Here is a 19,958-nt window from a genome sequence, read left to right as displayed (position 1 = left end):
CGCGATCAGAAACACCGGCATCGGCTCGACCTCCGCGGCGCGCGGGGGAAGCGCCACGGTGCAGGCGTTAACAAGATGCGTGCCAGAGTGCGCGTCAGCCCGGCTCGTCGTAGTTGCCGGGCATGTGCGGGCGCCCGAGATCGACCAGCGTGCGGTCGAGATGCTCGATCGCGACCGTCACCGCCGTGAGGTCGTGGACCTCCGCCATCGCCACGGCCGCCGATACCGCGATCGAGCGGGCGAGGGCGACCTGCCGCGCGACGAGGCGGCGGCGGGCGGCGTTGAGGGTCTGGACGTCGTCCTCGCTCATGCTCAGTACGCGATGGCGAGCCCGCCGAGACGCGAGGCGAGCCGGTAGGCCTTCTCGCGGGTCAGCCCGCGCAGGATGACGCGCTCGTCGCTGTAGAGGCTGAAGGTGCCGTCGCCGTCGGCCCTGATCTGGACGCCCTCGTTCATCGCCGCGCTCCCCGTGGTTCCGGCTGGTTATGGGGGAGCAACGCGGCAGCCACGGCGAAGGTCGCGGGGCGGCAAGAAAAAATTCACGGTTGGCGGGGTGGGCCCGCTTGAGCATGGCGCTCTCGTCGCCCTTCCCCGCGCAGCGGCAGAGCTATCCGGGACAAGTTGAGGCGCGCCTCCCCTCTCCCGAGTGGGAGAGGGGCCGGGGGTGAGGGTGGCTCGGCTTGAGTAATGAACACTGAGCGTGGAGGTGCGCGGCTCTACCATTGTAGCCCGACCCGGCACCGTCTCCACCCTCACCCCTACCCCTCTCCCACTCGGGAGAGGGGATCCCGCGCTTGATCTTGCATGGGAATTTTCCCAGACAGACCTGCCGCAGAGGGGGAGTGTACAGCCGGCGCGACGTCCGGATCACACGTTCCGCGGCATCTCCGGCTTGTCGACCAGGATGTCCGAGGTGACCCTGGTCACGTCGCGCAGCCCGCACATCGCCATGGTGACGTCGAGCTCGCGCCGGATGATGTCGAGGCACTCGGTCACCCCCGCCTCGCCGCCGGCCCCGAGGCCGTACAGGAAGGCGCGGCCGATGAAGACGCCGTGGGCGCCGAGCGCCAGCGCCTTGATGACGTCCTGGCCCGAGCGGATGCCGCCGTCCATCAGCACCTCGATGCGGTCGCCGACCGCCGCGGCGATGCCCGGGAGGGCGGCGATCGACGACATCGCGCCGTCGAGCTGGCGCCCGCCGTGGTTCGACACGATGAGCGCGTCGGCGCCCGAGTTCGCCGCCATCTCGGCATCCTCCTCGTCGAGGATGCCCTTGATGATGAGCTTGCCGCCCCAGCGGTCCTGGATGCGCTTGACGTCGTCCCAGTTCAGGGCCGGGTCGAACTGCTCGGCGGTCCAGGACGACAGCGAGCGCATGTCGCCGACGCCCTGGGCGTGGCCGACGATGTTGCGGAAGGTGCGGCGCTGCGTCCGCAGCATGTTGAGGCACCAGCGCGGCTTGGTCGCGAGGTTGACGAGGTTCGGGATCGTCATCCGGGGCGGCGTCGAGAGGCCGTTGCGGACGTCCTTGTGGCGCTGGCCGAGGATCTGGAGGTCGAGGGTGAGCACCAGCGCCGAGCATTGCGCCGCCTTGGCGCGGTCGATCAGGCGGTCGATGAAGCCGCGGTCGCGCATCACGTAGAGCTGGAACCAGAACGGCCGGTCGCTGTGCTCGGCGACGTCCTCGATCGAGCAGATGCTCATGGTCGAGAGGGTGAACGGCACCCCGGCCCGGGCGGCGGCGCGGGCGGCGTGGATCTCGCCGTCGGCGTGCTGCATGCCGGTGAGCCCGGTCGGGGCGATCGCCACCGGCATCGCGACCGGCTGGCCGACCATGGTCGAGGCCAGGGTCCGGTTGGTCATGTCGACGGCGACGCGCTGGCGTAGGCGGATCTTGCCGAAGTCGGACTCGTTCGCCCGGTAGGTGCCCTCGGTGTAGGAGCCCGAATCGGCGTAGTCGTAGAACATCCTGGGCACGCGCCGCTCGGCGAGCTTGCGCAGGTCCTCGATGCAGGTGACGGGCGAGTGGCTGAACTCGCGCCACGCCGGGGACGGGGGACGGGCGGTGGGCGACTTGATCGAGGACATCGGGCTCTTCGTCTCGCGGGCTGCCGGGCGGGTCGGCCGACAACGCGGATGCCCGGACGGCGCGCCGCCATCCGCTCCCTGCCGAGTGCAACCTCCCCTTGTCCGATCCATGCACGAAATGCGCCCGCCCCGGAAGAGCGACCGGGGCGGGTCAGGCATTCGCGCGGGGGACGCGGGCCGGGCGGCGGGCGCCCGGCCCGGGGATCAGGCCACGCGCACGCGCCAGATGTCGTCGGCGTATTCGCGCATGGTGCGGTCGGACGAGAACCACGCGGTGCGCGCCGTGTTGAGGATCGCCGAGCGCCACCACGTCCGCGGCCGGCACCACGCCGCGTCGACCTCGCGCTGGGCGCGCCAGTAATCGTCGAAGTCGGCGGTGAGCAGGAAGCGGTCGCCGTGCCGCAGCTCGTCGACGAGGGGCAGGAACCGGCCCGGCTCGGCCGGCGAGAACCCGCCCGAGGCGATCAGGTCGAGGGCGGCCTTCAGCCGCGGCGAGGCCGCGATGGCGCGGGCGGCGTAGCCCGGCTCGGCCTTGGTGCGCTCGACCCCGGCGGCGTCGAGCCCGAAGATGAAGATGTTGTCGGCCCCGACATGGTCGCGGATCTCGATGTTGGCGCCGTCGAGCGTGCCGATCGTCAGCGCGCCGTTCAGCGCCAGCTTCATGTTGCCGGTGCCGGAGGCTTCGAGGCCGGCGGTCGAGATCTGCTCCGACAGGTCGGCGGCCGGGATCATCGCCTCGGCGAGGCTGACCGAGTAGTTCGGCAGGAACGCCACGGTGAGCCGGCCGGCGACGTCCGGGTCGGCGTTGACGCGCTTGGCGACGTCGCTGGCCAGCCGGATGATCAGCTTGGCCTGATGGTAGCTCGGCGCCGCCTTGCCGGCGAACAGCTTCACCCGCGCCGGCCAGTCGCGGCCGGGCTCGGCCTTGATCGCCTGATACAGCGCCACCGTCTCCAGGATGTTGAGGAGCTGGCGCTTGTATTCGTGGATGCGCTTGATCTGGACGTCGAACAGGGCGGCCGGATCGACCGCGATGCCGGTCCGCTCGCGCACCACCCGGGTCAGGGCCTCCTTGCGCTCGCGCCGCACCGCGGCGAAGCGGGCCTGGAAGCCGGCATCGTCGGCGAAGGCGGCGAGGCCGGCGAGCCGGGTCGGGTCGTCGAGCACGCCCTCCCCCACCGCCTCGACCGCGAGCGCGGTGAGGCCCGGATTGGCGTTGTGGAGCCAGCGCCGGAAGGTGATGCCGTTGGTCTTGTTGACGATGCGGTCGGTGTCGAGGAGGTGCAGCGGCTTGAACACCGTCGTGCGCATCAGCTCGGTGTGCAGCGCCGAGACGCCGTTGACCCGGCGCGCGCCGAGGAAGGCGAGGTGGCCCATCCGCACCCGCTTGCCGTGCTCCTCGTCGATCAGCGACAGGGTGGCGAGTTCCTCGGCACCGATCTTCCGGTGCTTGGTGATCTGCTCCAGGTGCATCCAGTTGATCAGGTAGATGATCTGCATGTGGCGCGGCAGCAGCCGCTCCATCAGCTCCACCGGCCAGGTCTCGAGCGCCTCCGGCATCAGGGTGTGGTTGGTGTAGGACAGAGTGTGGGTGGTGACGTGCCAGGCGTCCTCCCACGACAGGCCGTGCTCGTCGACGAGGAGCCGCATCAGCTCCGGCACCGCGATCGCCGGGTGGGTGTCGTTGAGCTGGATCGCGGCGTGGTCGGGCAGCGAGCGCAGGTCGCCGCGCTCGGCGACGTGGCGCGCCACGAGGTCCTGGAGCGAGGCGGCGGTGAAGAAGTATTCCTGGCGCAGGCGCAGTTCCTGCCCGGCCGGCGTGCCGTCGCTGGGGTAGAGCACCCGCGAGATGGCCTCGGCCCGGGCGCGGGCCGCCACGGCGCCGACATGGTCGCCGCCGTTGAACAGCGCGAGGTCGACCGGCTCGGCGGCGCGGGCCTGCCACAGGCGGAGCGCATTGACGTGCTTGGCCCGCCAGCCGATCACCGGCGTGTCGTAGGCGACCGCCCGCACGGTCTCGGCCGGGCGCCAGACGCGGCGGATCGCGCCGTCCGGCCCCATCGTCATGCCGACGTCGCCGCCGAAGCTGATCGCGTAGGCCACGTCCGGGCGCTCGAACTCCCACGGGTTGCCCTCGGCGAGCCAGCTCTCCGGCACCTCGCGCTGGACGCCGTCATGGAGCTCCTGGCGAAAGAGGCCGTGGTCGTAGCGGATGCCGTAGCCGTAGGCCGGGATCGCGAGGCTCGCCATGCTCTCCATGAAGCACGCGGCGAGGCGGCCGAGGCCGCCATTGCCCAGAGCCGCGTCGGGCTCGGCCTCGGCAACGGCGTCGAGGTCGACCCCGAGTTGGCCGAGTGCCGCCTTCACGGTCGCGGCGAGGCCGAGATTGCCCATCATGTCGGACAGCAGGCGGCCGATCAGGAATTCGAGCGAGAGATAGTAGACGCGCTTGGGCGGCACCGCCTCGGCCCCGCTGGCGAGACAGGCATCGACCACCCGGTCGCGCAGGGCGAGCGCGGTGGCGGCGTACCAGTCGCGGCCGCGGGCGGTGGCGGGCGACTTGCCCAGCGCGTAGGCGAGCTTGGCCAGGATCGCGTCGCGCATCGCCTCGACGTCGGTTCCCGCAGAGACGGCGGGAGCCGGCGGCAGCGGCGGCTTCCACGCCGGCGCGCCGTCGTCGTTCGGGGTGTCGTCGCGCCGGTATCCGGCAAGCAGAGACTCGTTCAACACTTGGGTAACCCCCTTCTCTGAACCGGCCTGTTCCCCTGCCGTCCCGCGCTCTCGTCGTCGCGTTGCTGACGGCGCATGGCCGGTCGTCTCGGATCAGTCCGTCCTCGCCGCAAGGTTCGGGGAACGTCTTCCAAATCCCTGGCTGCGCTTGCGGTTCCGCCACCAGGGCTCGCACGCAAACACGACCTGATTTTGTCCGCGGGATCTGAAGCGATGGTGAACGAAACGGCGTGCCCTTCGTGCATCACCTTGTTGCGACGCAGCAATCGTCCGTCTTGGCTTCCGCTTCCTTGCCGGATTGCACGACGTTCCGCAGGGACACGAAGCCGACACGCGGACATGCGGGAACCGCCGACGCCCGAGCGGCTTGCCTTGCGGCATGTCGGCCAACAGGAGCGGAACCCATGTCCGAAGGGAGCCAAGCGGACGACCTGTGGTGGCGGGCGGGGACCGTCTACCAGGTCTATCCCCGCTCGTTCCAGGACACCAACGGCGACGGCGTCGGCGACCTCGCGGGGATCACCGCACGGCTCGGCTACCTGGCGTGGCTCGGCGTCGACGCGGTCTGGCTGTCGCCGGTGTTCCGCTCGCCGATGGCCGATTACGGCTACGACGTGGCCGATTACTGCGACATCGACCCGTTGTTCGGCACGCTGGAGGATTTCGACCGGCTCGTCGCCGAGGCGCACCGCCACAGGCTCAAGGTGATCCTCGATTTCGTGCCCAACCACACCTCCGAGCAGCATCCGTGGTTCCGGGCGAGCCGGTCCTCGCGCGAGGATCCGAAGCGCGACTGGTACATCTGGCGCGATCCCGGCCCCGACGGCGGGCCGCCGAACAACTGGATCAGCAATTTCGGCGGCCCGGCCTGGACCCTCGATCCGGCCACGGGCCAGTTCTACTATCACGCCTTCCTGCGCGAGCAGCCGGACCTGAACTGGCGCAACCCGGCGGTGCGGGCGGCGATGCACGACGTGCTGCGGTTCTGGCTCGACCGCGGCGTCGACGGGTTCCGGGTCGACGTGATCTGGCATCTCATCAAGGACGAGACCCTGCGGGACAACCCGCCGAATCCGGACTACCAACCCGGGCAGGCCGACATCAACCGTCTGCTGCAGCAATACTCCGCCGACCAGCCCGAGGTGATGGAGGTCATCGCCGGCATGCGGCGGGTGCTGGAGGAATACGACGAGCGGGTGCTGATCGGCGAGATCTACCTGCCTCTCGAACGCCTCGTCGCCTATTACGGCGCCGACCTGTCGGGGGCGCATCTGCCGTTCAACTTCCAGCTCATCTCGACGCCGTGGCGGGCCGACGCCGTGGCGGCGCTGGTGGCGGGGTACGAGGGGCTTGTGCCGCCCGGCGGATGGCCGAACTGGGTGCTCGGCAACCACGACCAGCCGCGCATCGCCGCGCGGGTCGGCGACGCGCAGGCGCGGGTCGCCGCGATGCTGCTGCTGACCCTGCGCGGCACCCCGACGCTGTATTACGGCGACGAGATCGGCCTCGGCGCGGTGCCGATCCCGCCGGACCGGGTCCGCGACCCGTGGGAGCACAATGAGCCGGGCCGCGGCCGCGACCCGGAGCGGACGCCGATGCAGTGGGATGCGGGCGAGCATGCCGGCTTCTCCTCCGTCGAACCGTGGCTGCCGCTGGCGCCGGAGGCCGGGCGCCGCACCGTCGAGCGCCTGCGCGACGATCCGGGCTCGATCCTGACGCTCTATCGGCGCCTCCTGACCCTGCGCCGCGAGCACCCGGCCCTGAGCGTGGGCAGCTACCGTGCCGTCGGGACCGACGGCGACGTGCTGACCTACGAACGCATCCACGGGACCGAGCGCCTGCGGGTCGTCCTCAACTTCGGGCACGAAGCTTGCACGGCGCTGGTGTCCGACGAGCCCTGGCGCATCCTGCTTTCGACCTCCGGGGGACGGGCCGGCGAGGCGCCGACGGAGGGCGGCTTCGCGCTCGCCGGATCGGAGGCGCTGATCCTCGGGCCGTGATCCGTCGCGGTCGCCCGGCGCTGCACCGCGTCGGCACGGACGCCGGCGATTCCGGCGGTCGCCCGCAACAACTTGGATTAAGCGCGGCGTTGCAGCATTCTTGAATATCCCTGAAGCTTAAGCTGCGAATTTTACTTGTTATTTGAAAACGCCCGGTTATTGTGCACCGCACCGGAACCGATCGGGGGATCACGCGTTGACGGCTCAGATGCAAACCGCAGCGCCGTCGGTCCTGCCGATCGCGAGCGCGCGGACGAGGGGCTTGACCATGAATGTTCCGGCGTCGGTCCGATCGCTGCCCCATGAACCGACCGCCGTTACCGAAAGCCCCCGACGATTCCAGCCCGCCGAGGCGGTGCGGCGCTCGCTGAAGCCGAAGGTGCTGTTCGCGACGCCCGAGATGGCGGATTTTCTCAAGACCGGCGGCCTCGGCGAGGTGTCGGCGTCCTTGCCGCGGGCGCTGCGCCAGCACTTCGACGTCCGCATCCTGATCCCCGGCTACCGACAGGTCACCGAGCAGTTCGACGACATACCGGTGGTCGCGCAGGCGCCCGGCCAGGACGGCATCCCGCCCTGCGACATCGGCCTCGTCGAGACCGCCGACGGCCTGCCGGTCTACATCCTCCTGAACCCGGATCTCTACGACCGCGGCGGCTCGCCCTACGGCGACCAATCGGGCGACTTCGCCGACAACGACATCCGTTTCGGCCGTCTCAGCCTCGCCGCCGCCGAACTCGCCCTCGGGGTCGATCCCGACTGGCGCGCCGACCTGCTGCATCTCAACGACTGGCAGACCGCCCTGGCGCCGGCCTTCCTGGCGTGGCGCAACCTGCGCGTGCCGAGCATCCTCACGGTGCACAACCTCGCCTACCAGGGATTGTTCCCGTGGGAGAATCTCGGCCGCCTCGGCGTGCCGGAAAGCGCGTTCCAGATCGACGGCGTGGAGTTCTACGGCAAGCTGTCCTTCCTCAAGGCCGGCCTGTTCTACGCCTCGCACGTCACCACGGTGAGCCAGACCTACGCCCACGAGATCACCACGCCGGAATTCGGCTGCGGCCTCGACGGCTTGCTGCGCACCCGCGCGCATCAGGGCCGGCTCGCCGGCATCCTCAACGGCATCGACGAGATCTGGGACCCGCGCACCGACCCGCACCTCGCCACCCCGTTCGAGCCCGACGACTGGAAGGGCAAGCGTGCCAACGCCGACGCGGTGCGCCAGCGCTTCGGCCTCGGCATCTCCCGCGGCCCGCTCTTCGCCATCGTGTCGCGCCTCGTCCACCAGAAGGGCGTCGACCTCACCCTCGCGGCGGCGGAATCGATCGTCGCCGAGGGCGGGCAGATCGTCGTCACCGGCCAGGGCGAGGGGCGGTTCGAATCGGCCTTCACGGACCTCGCCCGGCGCCATGCCGGCTCGGTCGGCGTGCGCATCGGCTTCGACGAGACCGACGCCCACCGGATGTTCGCCGGCAGCGACTTCCTGCTGATGCCGTCGCGCTTCGAGCCCTGCGGCCTGTCGCAGATGTACGCCCAGCGCTTCGGCTCGCTGCCGATCGCCCACCGCACCGGCGGCCTCGCCGACACGGTCGAGGACGGCGTCACCGGCTTCCTGTTTGGCGAGGCGAGCCTGCGCGGCCTCACCGGCGCGGTCCGCCGCGCCCTCGACGCCTTCGGCTCCAAGCGCCGCCTCAACGCGATGCGCCGCACCGCGATGTCGCGCGCCTTCGGCTGGGATCAGGCGGCGCTGAACTACGCCAGCCTGTACACCCGCACGATCGGCAACGGCGGGGATACCGTGCGGGTGCGCGCGGCTTAAAAGGCGCGCTCAAACCACCTTCCCTCTGCGGGGGAGGATGGCGAGCGAAGCGGGACGAAGTCCCGCCGAGAGGGGAGCCACGCTTCCGGAAAGGTCGCGACAGCGGCGACGGGCGCACCCTGGATCACCGTCGCGCTCCCCTCTTGCGGGACTTCGTCCCGTGCGGGACTTCGTCCCGACCCGCCCGGCCTCCGCCGGGCACCCTCCCCCGCAGAGGGGAGAGCGTCAGGAAAGCGGTGGCATCACTCCGGCGTCCGAAGCCAGCCGGTCAGTCGATGTCCTCGACCGCCTCGCTGCCGCCATAGACCCGTTGCGCCAGCGACGCCTCCATGAACGGATCGAGTTCGCCGTCGAGCACGTCGTCGGGGCTGGTCGATTGCGCGCCGGTGCGCAGGTCCTTCACCAGTTGGTAGGGCTGCAGCACGTAGGAGCGGATCTGGTGCCCCCAGCCGATGTCGGTCTTCGACGCGGCCTCGGCGTTGGCCTTCTCCTCGCGCTTCTTCAGCTCCAGCTCGTAGAGCCGCGCCCGCAGCATGTTCCAGGCGGTGGCCCGATTCTTGTGCTGCGACCGCTCCTGCTGGCACGCCACCACGATCCCGGTCGGGTTGTGGGTGATGCGCACCGCCGAGTCGGTGGTGTTGACGTGCTGGCCGCCGGCGCCCGAGGACCGGTAGGTGTCGATCCGGCAGTCCGATTCCTTGATCTCGATCGTGATCCGGTCGTCGATCACCGGGTAGACCCAGACGCTCGCGAAGCTGGTGTGCCGGCGCGCGTTGGAATCGTAGGGCGAGATCCGCACGAGGCGATGCACGCCCGACTCGGTCTTCAGCCAGCCATAGGCGTTGTGGCCCTTGATGAGGAGCGTGGCGCCCTTGATGCCCGCCTCCTCGCCGTCCGACCACTCGACGATGTCGACCTTGTACTTCCGGCGCTCGGCCCAGCGGGCATACATGCGCTGGAGCATGTTGGCCCAGTCCTGGCTCTCGGTGCCGCCGGCGCCGGCATGGACCTCGATATAGGTGTCGTTGCCGTCGGCCTCGCCCGATAGCAGGGTCTCGATCTGCCGGCGCGCGGCCTCGGCCTGGACGGTGCGGATCGCCGCCTCGCCCTCCTGGATCGTGGCGGCGTCGCCTTCGAGTTCGCCGAGTTCGATCAGGGTCGCGGCGTCGTCCAGCTCCTGCTCCAGGCGGCGGATCGATGTGACCGCCTCCTCGAGCTGGGTGCGGTCGCGCATGACCTTCTGGGCCGCCTCCGGGTCGTTCCAGAGGTCGGGGTTCTCGGACGCGGCGTTCAGCTCCGCGAGACGCTTGTCGACGGTATCCCAGTCAAAGATGCCTCCTCAGCAGTCCGATCGACTGCTTGGCGGCATCCGAGAGTTGCTCGATCTCGGCGCGCATCTGGTGTGGTTCGCTCGTTCAGAGGGTGGCCGGCTTGATAGCCCCGCCGCCGCCGGGTGTAAACGGAGCGCGCGCGCCCAGCCGGCCTCCAGCGCCGTGGGGACAATGCCCGCAAAACGCCGGTTTCCGGGTGCCTGAGGATCCGCTGCGCTTGTGCCGACGCCGACCGAGGCCGTAAGGAGGCGCAGCGGAAGGGGGCCCGACCGCGGCGGCCGATGAAGCAGATCGAGCGTTACATCTTCAGGATCGCCCTGGGAGCGTTCCTGTCCTGCCTGATCGGCCTCACCGGCGTGATCTGGGTCACCCAGGCCCTGCGCGAGCTCGACCTCATCACCGCCAAGGGCCAGACGCTGCTGATCTTCCTGCTGATCACCGGCCTGTCGCTGCCCACCCTCGTCACGGTGATCGCCCCGATCGCGCTGTTCATCGCGGTGGTCTACGCGCTCAACAAGCTCAACGGCGATTCCGAGCTGATCGTGATGAGCGCCGCCGGCATGTCGCCGCGCCACCTGATGCGGCCGTTCCTCACCCTCGCCCTCGTGGTCAGCGCCGCGGTCGGCTTCCTCACCATCCAGGTGATGCCGTCGAGCTTCCAGGAACTGCGCGACCTGCTGACCCGGGTGCGGGGCGACTTCATCGCCAACGTGGTCAAGGAGGGGCAGTTCACCAGCCTCGACAACGGCATCACGTTCCATTTCCGCGAGCGCGCGCCCAACGGCGCCCTGCTCGGCATCTTCATGCAGGACCGGCGCGAGGCGGGGCGCACCGTGACCTACCTCGCCGAGCGCGGGCAGGCGGTCGACCTCGACGGCCAGACCTACCTCGTGCTGGAGAAGGGAAGCGTCCACCGCCAGCAGCCCGGCACCCGCGACGCCTCGATCATCACCTTCGAGCGCTACGCCGTCGACCTCGCCGCCTTCACGCCGCCGGACGCCGAGGTGGTCTACAAGCCGCGGGAGCGCTCGACGCTGCAACTGCTGTTCCCCAACCCCAACGACGCCTACTACAAGCTGACCAAGGGCCGTTTCCGCGCCGAGCTGCACGACCGGCTGTCGTCGTGGCTCTATCCGGTCGCCCTCGGGCTGATCGCCTTCGCGGCGCTCGGCGACCCGCGCACCACGCGCCAGGGCCGCGGCCTCGCGATGGCCGGCGCGATCCTGGCGGTGGTCGGCCTGCGCATCGCCGGCTTCGCGGCGTCGAGCGCCGCGGTGCGCAGCCCCGGAGCGGTCGCGGCGGTCTACGGCGCGCCGCTGCTGGCGATCGGCCTGTCGCTCCTCGTGGCGTTCCAGGGCGGCCGGGTGCGGGCGTTCAACGCCCGGGTCGCGGCGCGCGGCCGGGCGCTCGCCGCCGCGCTGCCGCGGCGCGCGGTGCGGGCGAACTGACGATGCTGATCGGCGCGACCCTCGGGCGCTACCTCGCCCTGCGCTTCCTGCGCATGATCCTCGGCGTGTTCCTCACCGTCTTCGCCCTGGTCTACACCCTCGACTTCGTCGAGCTGATGCGCCGGGCCGGCGACGCGCCCGGCGCCTCGGCCGCCGCGATGGCGCGGCTCGCGCTGTTCCGCACCCCGGCGGTGGCCGAGCAGGTGCTGCCCTTCGCGATCCTGTTCGGGGCGATGGCCGCCCTGCTCCAGCTCAGCCGCAAGCTCGAACTGGTGGTCGCCCGCGCCGCCGGCATCTCGGCCTGGCAGTTCCTCCAGCCCGGCGCCTTCGTGGCCCTCGGCATCGGCCTGTTCACGGTCGGGGTCTACAACCCGGTCTCGGCCCACCTGAAGCAGCTCTCGACCGAGATCGAGGCCAAGATCTTCGCCCGCACCGGCAAGTCGGCAACCGACAAGGAATTGTGGCTGCGCCAGCGCAGCCTCGACGGGCAGGCGATCATCCGGGCCGACACCGCGATCGAGGGCACCACCACCCTCTCGGGCGTCACGGTCTTCGCCTTCGACGAGGCCGGCGCCTTCACCGAGCGGCTGGAGGCCGACCGGGCGGTGCTGCACGACGGCTACTGGGAGTTGCAGAACGTCCGGGTGCTTGCCAAGGACGCCCAGCCCGAGACCTACGACACCTACCTCGTCGCCTCGACCCTGGAGCCGGCCCAGATCCGCCGCCGTTTCACCCCGCCGGATTCGGTGCCGTTCTGGCAGCTCGACGACATCATCGCCCGCACCGAGCGGGCCGGGCTCGATTCGACGCGCTACCGCCTGCAATACGACGTGCTGATGGCCCGCCCGCTGCTGTTCCTCGCCATGGTGCTGGTGGCGGCGTCGGTTTCGTTAAGGTTCTTCCGCTTTGGTGGTGTCGGCAAGATGGTGCTCGGCGGAGTCACCGCCGGGTTCGTGCTTTATGTGGCACGCCAGGTCATGGAAGGGCTCGGCGCCGCCGGACTCGTCGCGACTCCGGTGGCGGCATGGTTCCCCGCCGTGGTAGGGAGTCTGCTCGGTACGCTCACGCTTCTCTACCTGGAGGACGGCTGATGCCGCGTCTCCGGGCCGGCGTGGCGGCAACGGGTGCAGGGATGAGTCGAGTCGTGCGTAGGGCGGCGGATTCCGCGGCCAGAAGGTCCCTGACGATGCTGATGACCGCCGCGACCGCGGCGGGGCTGACCGGCGTGGTCGGGTCCGGCACGGCGCTGGCGCAGAACGTTCCTGCCCTGGCCGCCGCGAAGGCGAAGCCCGGCGAGAGCGAGCGCCTGATCGTCGAGGCCAAGGAACTCGTCTACGACAACGACCGCAACACGGTCTCGGCGGTCGGCAATGCCGAGCTGCATTACGGCCCCCGCACCCTGCTCGCCGACCGCGTCCGCTACGACCGCAACACCGGGCGGGTCTTCGCCGAGGGCAACGTGCGCCTCACCGACGAGACCGGCTCGGTCGTCACCGGCGACCGGATGGAGCTGACCGACGACTTCAAGAGCGGCTTCATCGATTCCCTGCGCGTCCAGCAGACGATCGAGCAGCGCGGCCGGGTCGCCAAGGTGCGGTTCTCGGCCCCGCGGGCCGAGCGCGTCGCCGGCGAGACCACGACCTTCGAGTACGGCACCTACACCGCCTGCGAGCCGTGCAAGACCGACCCCGAGCGCCCGCCCCTGTGGCAGGTGAAGTCGGCGCGGATCATCCACAACAACGAGGAACACCGGATCTACTACGAGGATTCGACCCTCGAGATCGCCGGCGTCCCGGTCGCCTACATGCCGTATTTCTACACGGCGGATCCGTCGATCCGCCGCGAGACCGGCTTCCTGGCGCCGCACTTCGTGTCGTCCGGCGTGCTCGGGCAGGGCATCGGCACGCCGTTCTTCTGGAACATCGCGCCCGACTACGACCTCACCGTCGAGCCGACCTTCCTGTCGAAGCAGGGCGTGCTCGGGCAGGCCGAGTGGCGCCAGCGGCTGGCCAACGGCTTCTACAACCTGCGCCTGAGCGGCATCTTCCAGACCACGCCGAGCGCCTTCCTCACCAGCCCGCTCGGACCCGGCAACCGCGACTTCCGCGGTTCGGTCGAATCCTCGGGCCAGTTCTTCCTCAGCCCGAACTGGCGCGCCGGCTGGGACGTCGTCGGCGTCACCGACAAGTGGTTCCTCGACAACTACCGGATCCGCAACCAGGCGATCACGGTCGACTACTTCCGCGAGGCGGTCTCGACCGCCTACCTGATCGGCCAGGGCGACCGCTCGTGGTTCGAGGCGCGGGGTTACTACTTCAAGGGCCTGTCGACCTACGACTGGCAGAAGCAGCAGCCGATCGTCGCGCCGGTCATCGACTACGACAAGCGCATCAACGGGCCGGCGCCGCTCGGCGGCGAGGTGCGGTTCCAGGCCAACATCACCAGCCTGACCCGCGAGGCGACGCAGTTCCAGGAGATCCCGAGCACCCGCACCTACCTGCTCAGCCCGAGCCTCAACGGGGTCAACTATCCGCTCTACGGCACCTGCACGGTGTTCGAGCGCGACCGGTGCATCGTGCGGGGGCTGGCCGGCGTCAACACCCGCGCCAGCGCCCAGGTGTCGTGGCGACGCGACTTCATCGACGAGTTCGGACAGGTCTGGCAGCCCTTCGCCTACCTGCGCGGCGACATGTTCTACGTCGACCCGAACCGGTCGGAGTTCCAGAACCGCGAGATCAACAGCCTGTTCTCGCCCGACACCGACTTCTCGGGCCGGGTGATGCCGGCGGTCGGGCTCGAATACCGCTATCCCCTGGTGGCCGATTTCGGCCCGCTCGGCGTCCACACGGTGTCGCCGGTGATCCAGGTCATCGCCCGGCCGAGCGAGACGCGGGTCGGCCGGCTGCCGAACGAGGACGCTCAGAGCCTCGTCTTCGACGACACCTCGCTGTTCGCCTGGGACAAGTTCTCCGGCTGGGACCGGGTCGAGGGCGGCGTGCGCGCCAATATCGGCGCCGAGTACTCGGTCACCACCGCCAGCGGCTTCTACATGAACGCCATGGCGGGCCAGTCCTTCGCCATCGCCGGCGTCAACTCGTTCCGCCGCGGCGACATCTCCAACACCGGCCGCAACTCGGGCTTGGAGACCGACGAGTCCGACTATGTCGGCCGCTTCCAGATCTCGCCCAACCGCAACATCAGCTTCATCACCCGCGCCCGCTTCGACCAGGGCACCTTCGGGCTGAAGCGGTTCGAGAGCGGCATCAACGCCAAGTTCGCGCCGTTCCTGCCGCTCGAGGCCTCGGTGCTCTACGCCCGCTACGAGTCCCAGCCCGAACTCGGCTTCGACCGCCGCCGCGAGGGCATCCAGGCGGCGGCGACCTACAACATCACCCCGAACTGGTTCGTGTCGGGCTCGGTGCTGTTCGACCTGTCGCACTATCTCCAGGTGCGCGAGACCTACGCGGCGGCGGCCGACGCCTACTTCCTCAACCCGGTCGGCAGCGCCCCGGTCTACAGCCACCCGACCAAGTGGTATCCGTCCTCGACCGGCGTCGGCTTCGGCTACCGCGACGAGTGCACCACCGTCTCGATCAACTACATCTCGTCGCCGATCGAGACCGCGTCGGGCCTGCGCGAGCGCAACCAGACCCTGCTGCTGCGGTTGGAACTGCGCACCCTCGGCGAGGCCAACCTGCGCCAGAACATCAGCAGCACCACCACGGCGGACGGCATCGCCACCGCGCGGTGACGAAAGGCGGGACATGACGGCCGTGCTCGCACTCACCCTCGGCGACCCGGCCGGGATCGGCCCGGAAATCGCGCTCCGGGCCTGGATCGCCCGGCGCGAGGCCGGGCTGACGCCGTTCCTGATCCTCGGCGACCCGGATTTCCTCGCCGCGACGGCGCGGCGGCTCGGCCTCGACGTGCCGGTGGTCGTCGGCGAACCGGAGGAGGCGGCGGCCGGGTTCGACCGCGCGCTACTGGTGAGGCCGCTTGCCCGCGGCCTGCCGCTGCGGGCGCAGGCCGGCCGGCCCGATCCCGCCAACGCGCCGGCCATCCTCGCCTCGATCGAGGAGGCGGTCGCCCTCGTCCGGGCCGGGCGCTGCGCCGCGCTCGTCACCTGCCCGATCGCCAAGCACGTCCTCTACGACGCGGGCTTCGCCCATCCGGGCCACACCGAGTTTCTGGCGGCCCTCGCTGCCGCACCGGGCGAGGCGCCGCCGCGGCCGGTGATGCTGCTGTGGTCGCAGACCCTGGCGGTGGTGCCGGTGACGATCCACGTGCCGCTGCGCGCGGTGCCGGACCTGCTCACCGCCGACCTCGTGATCGAGACGGCCCGCATCGTCGACCGGGACATGCGGGTGCGGTTCGGAATCGCCGCGCCGCGGCTGGTGCTCGCCGGCCTCAACCCCCATGCCGGCGAGGCGGGCAGCATCGGCACCGAGGACCGCGACGTGCTGGCGCCGGCCGTCGAGAGCCTGCGGCGCGAGGGCATCGACATCCGCGGCCCGCTCTCCGCCGACACGCTATTCCATGCCCGGGCGCGCGCGACCTACGACGTCGCCCTGGCGCCGACCCACGATCAGGCGCTGATCCCGATCAAGACGCTGGCCTTCGACGACGGCGTCAACGTCACCCTCGGGCTGCCGTTCCTGCGCACCTCGCCCGACCACGGCACCGCCTTCGACATCGCTGCGCAGGGCGTCGCCAAGCCCGACAGCCTCGTCGCCGCCCTGCGGCTCGCCGGCCGGCTCTCCGCCCGATGAGCGCCGACGGCTTGCCGCCCCTGCGCGAGGTCGTGCGCGCCCACGACCTGATGCCGCGCAAGGCGCTCGGCCAGAACTTCCTGTTCGACCTCAACCTCACCGGGCGGATCGCCCGGGCGGCCGGCCCCCTCGACGGCGTGACGGTGGTCGAGGTCGGGCCGGGCCCCGGCGGCCTCACCCGCGCGCTGCTGATGCACGGCGCCGCCCGCGTCGTCGCGGTCGAGCGCGACCCGCGGGCGCTGCCGGCGCTCGCCGAGATCGCCGCGCATTATCCCGGGCGGCTGGAGGTGGTGGAGGCCGACGCCCTCGCGTTCGATCCCCGGCCGCTGATCGGCGACGGGCCGGCGCGGATCGTCGCCAACCTGCCCTACAACGTCGGCACCGCGCTCCTCACCGGCTGGCTCGCCAGCGAGGTCTGGCCGCCGTGGTGGGACTCGCTGACGCTGATGTTCCAGCGCGAGGTCGCCGAGCGCATCGTCGCCGACGAGGGCGACCGCGCCAATTACGGCCGCCTCGGCGTGCTGTGCGGCTGGCGCACGCAGGCCGACATCCTGTTCGACGTGCCGCCCTCGGCCTTCGTGCCGCCCCCGAAGGTGACGTCCAGCGTCGTGCGGCTGGTGCCGCGGCGCGAGCCGCTGGCCTGCCCGGTGCGTGCCCTGGAGGCGGTCACCGGCGCCGCCTTCGGCCAGCGCCGCAAGATGCTGCGCCAGAGCCTCAAGGGCGTCACGCCCGAGCCGGCCCGCCTGCTCGACGCGGCGGGGATTCCCGAGACCGCCCGCGCCGAGGAGGTGCCGGTCGCCGGCTTCGTCGCGATGGCGCGGGCGCTGTAGGTCGGCCCCGCAACGAAAAAGGGCCCCACGAGGGGCCCCTTCCGGTTTGTGCGGCTCGTGCTCAGTAGGCGCAGGCGCCGCGACGGGCCATGACCGAGGTCGGGTCGATGCAGTCGATGCCCGACAGGTCGACGGTGACGGCGGTGCGGCGGGCGCCGATGAACGGGCCGTTGGTGATCGGATCGGGCAGGATGCCGGCGCCGCCCCAGCGCTCGCGGTTGCTGATGTAGGGCGGCGAGTTGAGGTACGAGGCGGTGATGAAGTGCGGGTTGGTGGCCGGGTTGCCGGTCGCACCCGAATTGGCCTCGACCACGTTGCCCGCATCGAGCCAGCTCCGCGGACGGACCCGGATGGCGAGGGACTGGCCGCCGCGGGACTGGCGGATCAGGTAGCTGTCCTGCGCTTCCGACGCGGTGGTGCCGGCGCCGAGCGTCGTGACGGAGAGAAGCCCGAGCAGGGCGAAGTGGCTGAAGCGCATGACGCACCTTTGTTGCAGTGAGGACACGCTAGCGCCGCATTCGTTAAAACTTTCGGCGCCCTGTGTGGATAAGACGTACCAGCGAAGCTAGAGTTCCCGGTTTAAGGCGACGCTTGTGCGGATTGCCGCAAACCTGCCGCATTGTGTCGGGCGCGACGCTTGCCCGGGGCTGTGCTGGCGGTGGTGGCGGGCTCCGGCGGCGCGCAGGCCGGCAGGCGCGGCTGCGCCAGCGCCGCCGCGGCGGCGGCCGGCAGGATCACCCCCGGCGCCGCCTGCAGCCGGTCGATGGCGCAAGCGACCGCCTGCGCCTCCGGCAGCAGGCCGAGTGGCGCGCACAGCCAGCCCTCGACCCGGAACGGCCCGCCGAGCCGGAACGCGGTGCAGGCCCGGCGCGTGCCCGCGTCGGCGAGCGTCGCGTCGAGGGTTTCGGCCATGCCGAACCGGGTGGCGACCTGCCCGCGCTCGCCCGAGCGGGTGACGGCGAGCCCCTCGGTCTCCGCCGCCCGGCGCACCAGCGACACGTACAGGGTGGTGACCGGCTCCTCGCCGCCTTCGCTCACGCCGAGGTCGAGATACGGGGTGTCGATCGACGCGAAATCGCCCGCGGCGAGCCGGTCCTCGCGCCCGCCGTCGCCCCGCGAGCGGGAGGCGGCGCGGGCGGCCGGCGCCTCGGCGAGCCGGTAGCGGTCGGCCGCCGCGGGCAGCCAGGCCGGGGTCGCGGCGACCCGCTCGGCGAGTGCGGGATCCGCGGCCGCGGCCGGACCTTCGGCGACCGCCCCGCGCTGCTCCCGGGCGAGCAGGCTCAGGAGCGCGATCATCGCGGTGGCGCCGAGAGTGCGGGCGACGGGCCGCGCGCGCGACGCGGGCCGCCGCCGCGGCAGTTCCCGCGGCAGCAGCGGCTCGGCCGGGCCGAGATCCCCGGCGAGGCGTCGCCCCGCCCGGGTCAGCGCCCCGTCGTCGAACTCGGCTCTCAGCCCGACCATGCGGTCCTCCGTGGCGCCGGGCGGCCCGACGGGGCCGCGACCGGGCCAGGATTCCGCGTCGCGCGTAGGATCCGGTGTCGGCGGACGCGCTTGTCCCCCGCCTTTTCCCGACAGGGTTACCGAAGGATGACCGCGATCCCCTCGCGATCGTCAGGACGGCGCCGGCGCAGCACGTTGGACCCCACATGGTCATCCGCCCGGACGACCGCTCGCCTAAAAAGAAAGCATGTCTTCACCACCGGTCCAAGATGTCACGGTATCCTGGCCAAGGTCGCGGTCGTCGTCGGACGTGTGGTGACCCGTCGGCGGAACATCGCGGAAAAGCTCGCGTTGATTTGAGTGTTCCCGTTCACCGGTCGCTCACCCTTGCATCGCAATGAGGATTACAAGGATCCGAGTTGTGGCATTGTGCGGCGCACAGATGGAGGTGCGGATGTTCTCGATCCTGGCAACGGCCATCGGCGGCGGACTGGCCACGGGAGCCCTGTTGTTCTCGCAGGGACCGCTGCTCGCGGTGGTCGGCGCGCCGCTCGGCGGCAGCGCCTGTGCGGCGGCGGCGGCGTTCGCCCTGTACCACCGGCGCGGCGAGGCCGGGCGGGCGGAGGGCGACCACGACCGCAGCACCGACGAGATGGTGGCGATCCTGCGCGGCCTCGCGGCCGAGGGCCGGCGCATCCCGGAGGTCGCCCCCGCGACCGACGAGTCGGCTGCGCCCGACCGCCAGCGCGGCGTCGCCTGACCCCGATCAGGGTTTCGGCAGGTCCGGCAGGGTTCGGACGTCGCCGTGGTAGGAGCGGTTGGGGCGCATGTCGACGGCGGAGGCCATGCGGTTCGACATGTTGAAGAAGCTCGCCACCGCCGAGATGTCCCAGATGTCGCGGTCGGTGAAGCCGACGTCGCGCAGGGTCGCACGGTCCTCCTCCTCGATCGTCCACGGCGCCTCGCTCAGCGCGACCGCGAAATCGAGCATCGCCCGGTGCCTCGGCGACAGATCGGCGGCGCGGTAGTTCATCGCCATCAGCTCGCCGAGAACCGGGTCGCCCGACAGGCTCCGGACCGCCGCGCCGTGCGCGGTGAGGCAATAGTAGCAGCGGTTCACGCTCGACACCGCCACCGCGATCATCTCGCGCTCCAGCTTCGACAGACCCGACGGCGCCAGCATCAGGTCGTTGTAGAACGCCGCGAAGGCCGCGAGCTTGGCGCCGTCGTGGGCGTAGGCGAGGAGCACGTTCGGCACGAAGCCGATCTTCTCGCGGCACTTGTCGAAATACGCCTGCATGTCCGGCGGCAGGTCGGCGGTGGGCGGCAGGTCCAGCGCCATCACCGGCCCGTCCGCCTCCTGGACCCGCGGGGTCTCCCCCACCGGCTTCGTCTCCCTGTTCTTCTTCCCGGCGCCCGCCATGGCGATCCTCCCCGTGGTTCGACCGCAGCTATAGGGCGGCGACCCGCCGCAGGCGAGGCTTGCGGCCCGGCGGCAGCTATGCCACC

At 70.8% G+C, this 19,958-nt stretch carries 16 protein-coding genes; 8 read left to right on the top strand and 8 right to left on the bottom strand.

Annotated features, from left to right (window positions below):
- Positions 1-94: 94 nt before the first annotated feature.
- From EOE48_RS11815 to EOE48_RS11805, 4 genes are all read right to left on the bottom strand, one after another.
- Positions 95-310, bottom strand: coding sequence for a hypothetical protein (locus EOE48_RS11815; protein ID WP_127729181.1), 216 nt, complete (start codon positions 308-310; stop codon positions 95-97).
- A gap of 2 nt (positions 311-312) precedes the next feature.
- On the bottom strand, positions 313-456 hold the full coding sequence (locus EOE48_RS29180) for a hypothetical protein (protein WP_187371394.1): 144 nt from the start codon (positions 454-456) through the stop codon (positions 313-315).
- Positions 457-867: 411 nt separating this feature from the next.
- On the bottom strand, positions 868-2,088 hold the full coding sequence (locus tag EOE48_RS11810; RefSeq protein WP_127729179.1) for an alpha-hydroxy acid oxidase: 1,221 nt from the start codon (positions 2,086-2,088) through the stop codon (positions 868-870).
- Between the two features lie 204 nt (positions 2,089-2,292).
- Positions 2,293-4,818 carry a glycogen/starch/alpha-glucan phosphorylase gene (locus EOE48_RS11805; RefSeq protein ID WP_127729177.1) on the bottom strand — a complete coding sequence of 842 codons (2,526 nt, stop codon included), beginning with the start codon at positions 4,816-4,818 and terminating at the stop codon, positions 2,293-2,295.
- Between the two features lie 404 nt (positions 4,819-5,222).
- Between EOE48_RS11805 and EOE48_RS11800 the strand changes: the two genes are divergently transcribed.
- Complete coding sequence (locus EOE48_RS11800) at positions 5,223-6,818, top strand: alpha-amylase family glycosyl hydrolase (RefSeq protein WP_127729175.1); 1,596 nt, start codon at positions 5,223-5,225, stop codon at positions 6,816-6,818.
- A 268-nt stretch (positions 6,819-7,086) separates the two neighbouring features.
- Complete coding sequence (gene glgA, locus EOE48_RS11795; RefSeq protein ID WP_127729173.1) at positions 7,087-8,631, top strand: glycogen synthase GlgA; 1,545 nt, start codon at positions 7,087-7,089, stop codon at positions 8,629-8,631.
- Between the two features lie 268 nt (positions 8,632-8,899).
- Here the strand turns inward: glgA and prfB are convergent.
- Positions 8,900-10,028 (bottom strand): peptide chain release factor 2 gene (gene prfB, locus EOE48_RS11790; protein WP_127729171.1). Its coding sequence is split into 2 segments (ribosomal slippage): positions 8,900-9,958 and positions 9,960-10,028, totalling 1,128 coding nucleotides; the frame shifts between segments, so codons are not numbered across the junction.
- 215 nt (positions 10,029-10,243) lie between these two features.
- Here prfB and lptF point away from each other — a divergent pair.
- Genes lptF through rsmA form a run of 5 tightly spaced genes read left to right on the top strand, consistent with a single transcriptional unit; the run spans position 10,244 to position 17,009 of the window.
- Entirely contained in the window at positions 10,244-11,410 is a 1,167-nt protein-coding gene (gene lptF, locus EOE48_RS11785; protein ID WP_127729169.1) for an LPS export ABC transporter permease LptF, read from the top strand.
- Between the two features lie 2 nt (positions 11,411-11,412).
- Positions 11,413-12,501, top strand: coding sequence for an LPS export ABC transporter permease LptG (gene lptG / locus EOE48_RS11780; protein ID WP_127729168.1), 1,089 nt, complete (start codon positions 11,413-11,415; stop codon positions 12,499-12,501).
- 41 nt (positions 12,502-12,542) lie between these two features.
- On the top strand, positions 12,543-15,161 hold the full coding sequence (locus EOE48_RS11775; RefSeq protein ID WP_425463653.1) for an LPS-assembly protein LptD: 2,619 nt from the start codon (positions 12,543-12,545) through the stop codon (positions 15,159-15,161).
- A 13-nt stretch (positions 15,162-15,174) separates the two neighbouring features.
- Positions 15,175-16,179 carry a 4-hydroxythreonine-4-phosphate dehydrogenase PdxA gene (gene pdxA / locus EOE48_RS11770; protein WP_127729164.1) on the top strand — a complete coding sequence of 335 codons (1,005 nt, stop codon included), beginning with the start codon at positions 15,175-15,177 and terminating at the stop codon, positions 16,177-16,179.
- Positions 16,176-17,009, top strand: a complete 834-nt coding sequence (rsmA, locus tag EOE48_RS11765) for a 16S rRNA (adenine(1518)-N(6)/adenine(1519)-N(6))-dimethyltransferase RsmA (protein ID WP_127729162.1) — start codon at positions 16,176-16,178, stop codon at positions 17,007-17,009. The genes pdxA and rsmA overlap by 4 nt, the downstream gene beginning before the upstream one ends.
- Positions 17,010-17,070: 61 nt before the next feature.
- Here the strand turns inward: rsmA and EOE48_RS11760 are convergent, their stop codons facing one another.
- Together EOE48_RS11760 and EOE48_RS11755 are read right to left on the bottom strand one after the other, a co-directional pair.
- Positions 17,071-17,487 carry a hypothetical protein gene (locus tag EOE48_RS11760; RefSeq protein WP_127729160.1) on the bottom strand — a complete coding sequence of 139 codons (417 nt, stop codon included), beginning with the start codon at positions 17,485-17,487 and terminating at the stop codon, positions 17,071-17,073.
- A 101-nt stretch (positions 17,488-17,588) separates the two neighbouring features.
- The gene (locus tag EOE48_RS11755; RefSeq protein ID WP_246154186.1) at positions 17,589-18,470 is read right to left on the bottom strand and encodes a hypothetical protein; all 882 of its coding nucleotides are present in this window, start codon (positions 18,468-18,470) and stop codon (positions 17,589-17,591) included.
- A gap of 433 nt (positions 18,471-18,903) precedes the next feature.
- Between EOE48_RS11755 and EOE48_RS11750 the strand changes: the two genes are divergently transcribed.
- Positions 18,904-19,209, top strand: a complete 306-nt coding sequence (locus EOE48_RS11750; RefSeq protein WP_127729158.1) for a hypothetical protein — start codon at positions 18,904-18,906, stop codon at positions 19,207-19,209.
- Positions 19,210-19,215: 6 nt separating this feature from the next.
- Here EOE48_RS11750 and EOE48_RS11745 read toward each other — a convergent pair whose 3' ends face one another.
- The gene (locus EOE48_RS11745; RefSeq protein ID WP_127729156.1) at positions 19,216-19,872 is read right to left on the bottom strand and encodes a peroxidase-related enzyme; all 657 of its coding nucleotides are present in this window, start codon (positions 19,870-19,872) and stop codon (positions 19,216-19,218) included.
- Between the last annotated feature and the right edge of the window lie 86 nt (positions 19,873-19,958).

Origin of the sequence: Methylobacterium oryzihabitans (assembly GCF_004004555.2) — a bacterium.
GTDB lineage: Bacteria > Pseudomonadota > Alphaproteobacteria > Rhizobiales > Beijerinckiaceae > Methylobacterium > Methylobacterium oryzihabitans.
Note: the sequence above shows the minus strand (reverse complement) of the source record. Positions and strands in the feature narration are given on the sequence as shown.